Below are 1,074 nucleotides of genomic sequence, written 5' to 3'. Positions count from 1 at the left end.
ACATTGGCCGAACCGTGCGTGAGAAACACGTCATCGATAATCATGATCTTGCTATGAACGTAGACCGGCATCCATGTGCTGCCCGCTGGCGAGTCCGGCGCAACGAGCGAACAAACGTGGACCTTCAGACCGGGAACCGGCTCCGGCAGGACTGCTTTGCCAGTGTTGTGGTTGTCATCGTACTGTTGCTGCAGCTTCACCTGCTTGGCTTGCGCTGCGTCAATCGCGCGCTGGGCGTCGGCCTGTTGCTGCGGGCCGCTCGCGTTGCGCATCTGCGTGTTCGCCGCCGTGACCTCCTTCTTCGCATCCAGCAAAGCGCCGCCTAGCGTGTCGCTGCGCTCTTCCTTCGCGATGGTCGGAATGGTGTCCGCACGGCCAAGACTGTCGAGCATGTCGTAGGTCGTCCCCGGCCCCTGTCCGATGCCGTCCTTGTTCGCGTTGGTCACGACAAACAGATGAACCGGTTTTGCCGGATCTCGCCCAGCGCAAATCTGGGCCTGCGCCGCGCTCTTGATCTTTTCCGCGAGCGCCGGCCAGCGAAAATACTGGTTCTCGATATAGATGAATTTCGTCGCGTTGTTCACGGCCTGAAGGTAAAGCGCCTCAATATCGCGGACGCCCTCCTGCGACTGCGTGCGGTTAATCTGGGCCATGACACGCACAAGCGTGTGATTCCCGATTTTTTCTCGCAGCTGTAGCTGCTTTTCCAGGCCATCACGCCGTGCGAACAGATCTTCCTTTGCGTCACGTTGCCATGCACGGCAAAAATTGTCGTTCAGGCTTTCGAGTATCGGCCCCGCCATGATCGCCGACATGTCCTGCCGTGGCGTTGCACCGTTGCGCCCCAGATTCGGCGCTTTCTTCGCGTGGCTGTGCCCGTCGTCGTCCCAGTAGGCATCGAGCGTGTTATGTCCCATCACGAAGCCGACCGCCACTTTTGGCGCTTCGTAGTCGATCAGCACCATTTTCTGATGGTGCGATGGTTCCACGCCATACGCGGCTATGGTCCCCAACGTTGGACCATTGCCGCTTCCGCGCAGAAGCTTCTCGCGATACATGATTTCCTCGCGGTCG

Annotated in this window: 1 pseudogene; it reads right to left on the bottom strand. The window is 59.4% G+C overall.

Features of this window, described 5'->3' with window-relative positions:
• Nucleotides 1–1,058: pseudogene (locus tag QCE48_RS31625) on the bottom strand (phosphatidylserine/phosphatidylglycerophosphate/cardiolipin synthase family protein); the annotation flags it as partial.
• Nucleotides 1,059–1,074 lie beyond the last annotated feature (16 nt).

The sequence above is a fragment of the Caballeronia sp. LZ024 genome, from assembly GCF_031451455.1.
GTDB classification, from domain to species: domain Bacteria; phylum Pseudomonadota; class Gammaproteobacteria; order Burkholderiales; family Burkholderiaceae; genus Caballeronia; species Caballeronia telluris.
The sequence above is the reverse complement of the archived record's forward strand: the minus strand, read 5'-3'. Positions and strand labels throughout refer to the sequence as shown.